Source organism: Segeticoccus rhizosphaerae (assembly GCF_009192725.1).
Lineage (GTDB): Bacteria > Actinomycetota > Actinomycetes > Actinomycetales > Dermatophilaceae > Segeticoccus > Segeticoccus rhizosphaerae.
The window spans coordinates 1-4228 of sequence record NZ_VOHR01000315.1 but is presented as its reverse complement, the minus strand read 5'-3'; the positions used below and the strand labels follow the sequence as shown (position 1 = coordinate 4228).

The following is a 4228-nucleotide window of genomic DNA, read 5'->3' as shown; positions in this document are numbered from 1 at the left end:
GCGGCGACGTCCAGCGTGCCGCTGCGGACCTGGCGCTCCTGGCCGCCGCCGTGGCTGAGTGGCACGAGCCGGGCGTCGCGACGCGCGACGAGCGCGCCGACCCCGATGGGGCCACCGACCTTGTGGCCGGTGATGGACATCAGGTCGGCGCCGCTCTCAGCGAAGTCGACCGGCACCTGGCCAACGGCCTGCACGGCATCGGTGTGCATGGGGACGCCGAACTCGTGTGCAATGGCAGCGATCTGGCGGATCGGTTGCACCGTGCCCACTTCGTTGTTGGCCCACATCACACTGACCAGCGAGACCGACTCCGGATCGCTCTCGATGGCCGCACGCACGGTCTCGGGATGGACCCTCCCGACCTCGTCGACCTCGAGCCAGGTCACCTTCGCGCCCTCGTGTGCCACGAGGAAGTCGACGCAGTCCAGCACGGCGTGGTGCTCGATTGCGCTGACCAGCAGCCGGGCCCGGCGCGGGTCGGCGTCCCGGCGGGCCCAGTAGGTGCCCTTGACGGCGAGGTTGTCGGACTCGGTGCCGCCGGAGGTGAACAGCACCTCCGAGGGCCGCGCGCCGAGGGCTCCGGCGATGGTCTCGCGGGACTCCTCGACCACCCGCCGCGCCGCTCGGCCTGCCGCGTGCAGCGACGACGCGTTGCCGACGACACGCATCTGCGCCGTCATCGCCTCGATGGCAGCGGGGAGCATCGGCGTGGTCGCCGCATGGTCCAGGTAGGTCCGGGTGGTCTCAGGCACGCGCTCGATTCTACGTCGCGCCGCATCCACCCCACCCGTGAGGAATCTTCGCGAGGTTGCGTGCCCCCTGGGGGGGCCGAAACCTCGCAATGATTCCTCACGTGGGTGGGGTGGGTCGGGAATGCCCACTCTCCATACATCGCCTGGAACTCGTCCTCGCTGATCTCCTCCACGAGCGAGATGCGAGGACGAGCACGCACGAGGGCCCGGTCCGCGATCGCTCGCGGGCCGGGCCCTGTCGTATGCCGTGTGGTCGGGTGCCGCTCAGCCCTTGGCGGCCTTGACGGCGTCGGTGGCCTGCGGCAGGACCTTGAACAGGTCGCCGACCACGCCGAAGTCGACCAACTCGAAGATGGGGGCCTCTTCGTCCTTGTTTACGGCCACGATCGTCTTGGAGGTCTGCATGCCGGCACGGTGCTGGATCGCGCCGGAGATCCCGGCCGCAACGTAGAGCTGCGGCGAGACCTGCTTGCCGGTCTGGCCGACCTGGTTGGCGTGGGGATACCAGCCGGCGTCGACTGCGGCGCGCGAAGCACCCACCGCGGCACCGAGCGAGTCGGCGAACGCCTCGACCGGGCCGAAGTCACCCGCGGTCCCGCGACCGCCGGAGACGACGATGGCGGCCTCGGTCAGCTCCGGGCGGCCGCTGGCCTCCTTGGGCTTCCGGTCGGTGATGCGGGCCGTCTTGGCCGAGTCGGAGATGTCCACCTCGACCGTCTCCTCCGCCGCCGCGCCCGCAACCTGTTCCGGCGTGGCCGAGTTGGGCTTGACAGCGACGATCGGCGTGCCCTTGGTGACGGTGGACGTCACGGTGTAGGAGCCGGCGAAGACCGACTGCACGGTGCGCACGCCTCCGTCGGCCGGCTGCACGTCGACCGCGTCGGTGATCAGGCCCGACTCGGTCTTGATGGCCAGGCGGGCCGCGACCTCACGCCCGTCGGCCGACGCCGCGACGAGCACCGCGGCCGGGGACGTGGACGCGACGAGCTGGGCAAGCGCCTCCGCCGTCGGAGCCACGAGGTAGTCGGTGACATCGGCGGACTCGATGCGGTAGACCTTCTCCGCGCCGTACTGCGCCAGCACCCCCTTGGCACTGTCGTATCCGGCCCCGACGAAGACGGCGGACGGCTCGCCCAGGCGGCGGGCGATGGTGAGCAGCTCGGCGGTCGTCTTGCGGACCTCACCGTCGGCGTGGTCGACCAGAACGAGAACTTCAGCCATGGTCAATCTCCTTGTCTTGGTCGGTCAGATGAACTTCTGCGCGGACAGGAACTGCGCCAGCTTGGTGCCACCGTCGCCCTCGTCGGTGACGATCTGGCCCTTCTGCCGCGGCGGCCGCTTCTCGAACGACTCCACCGTCGTCCACGCCGCGTCCAGCCCGACCGATCCGGCGTCGACGCCCAGGTCGGCAAGGCTCCACGTCTCGACCGGCTTCTTCTTGGCCGCCATGATCCCCTTGAACGAGGGGTAGCGCGGCTCGTTGATCTGGTCGGTGACCGACACCACGGCCGGCAGCGACGCCTCGATCGTCTCGGAGGCCACGTCGCCGTCGCGGCGGATCGTGGCCTTGCCGCCCTCGACGGTCAGCTCGGAGGCCACGGTGACCTGCGGGAGGCCCAGGCGCTCGGCCAGCATGGCCGGGACCACGCTCATGGTCCCGTCAGTCGACGCGAGCCCGGTCAGGACCAAGTCGACGTCGCCGATCTTCTTGATCGCCTCGGCCAGGATGAGCGAGGTCGCGACCGCGTCGGATCCGTGGATCGCCGCGTCGTTGACGTGGACGCCCCTGTGCGCGCCCATCTGCAGGGACTTCTTGATCGCGTCGGCGGCCTGGTCCGGCCCCACGGTGAGCACCGTCACCTCGCCCTGGGCGGCGTCGACCAGCTGCAGAGCCGCCTCCACCGGGTACTCGTCCAGCTCCGACAGGAGCCCGTCGACACCCTCACGGTCGGTGGTGTTGTCCTCGTTGAACGTGCGCTCCGACTGGGCGTCGGGCACGTGTTTGACACAGACGACGATGTTCATGTGCCGCTCGTCCTCTTCCATGGTTCGGATGATGCTGCTCGGATGATCGGGTCAGTCCTTCTGCTGCGCCGACAGCGACGGCATACCCCCATGGTGCCGGGGCAGCGTCGGGACCGGACACGGCAGACGTTACCTGCGGCAGGTGCCCGACGCGACGCCGATCCGGCGTGAGCAAGCGCACATCGCGCGCGACCGATCTGCCCCGGGCGCAGCCACCGGCCCGCTTCCTCTGGTACACAGACGAGGTGACTGACTTGATTCTCGGCCCCGTGCTGCGGCACGTGGGTGAACGCGACGCGACCGTCTGGGTCGAGACGAGCGGACCGACCACGGTCGAGGTGCTCGGCCACCGCGAGCCGACCTGGACCGTGTCCGGCCACCACTACGCCCTGGTCCACGTGACCGACCTGCCGCCCGCCTCGACGACGACGTATGACGTGCGCCTGGACGACACGCTCGTGTGGCCGCTCCCGGACGACCGCCGTCCGGCGCCCACGATCAGGACGCTCGACCCCGACCGCGCGCTCCGGCTGATCTTCGGGTCCTGCCGCTTCGCGACACCGACGGCTCTGGGCCCAGCCTCCCCGGAGCCGGACGCGCTCGACGCCTACGCGCGCCGGATGATGGCCCAGCCGACGACGGAGTGGCCCGACGCGCTTTTGTTGCTCGGTGACCAGGTCTATGCGGACGAGACCTCCCCCGCGGTCGCGGAGCGCATCCGGGAGCACCGCGACGTCGACGAGCCGCCCGGCCAGGAGGTCCGGGACTTCGAGGAGTACACGTGGCTCTACCACGAGTCGTGGTCCGACCCCGAGGTGCGGTGGATCCTGTCGACGGTGCCCAGCTCGATGATCTTCGACGACCACGACGTCCGCGACGACTGGAACACGTCCGCCGCGTGGAGGCGGGACATGCAGGCGACCTCGTGGTGGCAGGAGAGGATCATCGGTGGACTCGGCTCCTACTGGGTCTACCAGCACCTGGGCAACCTCTCGCCCCGCGACCTCGAGACCGACGAGCTCTACCAGCGCGTCCGTCAACACGACGGCGACGCCAAGGACCTGGTCCGGGCCTTCGCCGTGGCCGCCGACGCGGAGGCCGACGGGGGCAAGGGAGCCAGGTGGTCCTACCGTCGAGACCTCGGCCGGACCCGCCTGCTGGTCATCGACTCCCGCTGCGGTCGCATCCTCGAGCAGTCACCACGCTCGATGATCTCCGAGGCGGAGTTCGGCTGGATCAGCGAACAGGTGTCGGGCGACTACGACCACCTCCTGGTGGGGACGTCGCTGCCGTGGCTGCTGCCCCGCGCCCTGCACGACCTGGAGTCGTGGAACGAGCGGCTGGCCAGTGGGGTCCGCGGTCGGCTCGTCGCCCGCTGGGCCGAGTGGCTGCGCCGGCGGGCCGACCTCGAGCACTGGGCGGCGTTCCGGGCCTCGTTCGACGCCCTCGCC

Annotated in this window: 4 protein-coding genes; 1 reads left to right on the top strand and 3 read right to left on the bottom strand. The window is 70.3% G+C overall.

From position 1 onward, the window contains the following. From FRW57_RS18055 to FRW57_RS18045, 3 genes are all read right to left on the bottom strand, one after another. Positions 1-704 (bottom strand): cysteine desulfurase family protein (locus tag FRW57_RS18055; RefSeq protein WP_152186652.1); only part of this gene is annotated, 704 nt, incomplete at its 3' end. Positions 705-1016: 312 nt separating this feature from the next. Beyond that, complete coding sequence (locus tag FRW57_RS18050; RefSeq protein WP_152186651.1) at positions 1017-1973, bottom strand: electron transfer flavoprotein subunit alpha/FixB family protein; 957 nt, start codon at positions 1971-1973, stop codon at positions 1017-1019. A gap of 24 nt (positions 1974-1997) precedes the next feature. Then, on the bottom strand, positions 1998-2777 hold the full coding sequence (locus FRW57_RS18045; protein ID WP_137123188.1) for an electron transfer flavoprotein subunit beta/FixA family protein: 780 nt from the start codon (positions 2775-2777) through the stop codon (positions 1998-2000). Positions 2778-3022: 245 nt separating this feature from the next. Here FRW57_RS18045 and FRW57_RS18040 point away from each other — a divergent pair. Next, positions 3023-4228 (top strand): DUF7800 domain-containing protein (locus FRW57_RS18040; RefSeq protein WP_152186650.1); only part of this gene is annotated, 1206 nt, incomplete at its 3' end.

Excerpts from the sequence above, each read along its gene's own strand:
- FRW57_RS18050 (WP_152186651.1), bottom strand. The coding sequence starts at position 1,973 with ATGGCTGAAGTTCTCGTTCTGGTCGACCACGCCGACGGTGAGGTCCGC.
- FRW57_RS18045 (WP_137123188.1), bottom strand. The coding sequence starts at position 2,777 with ATGAACATCGTCGTCTGTGTCAAACACGTGCCCGACGCCCAGTCGGAG.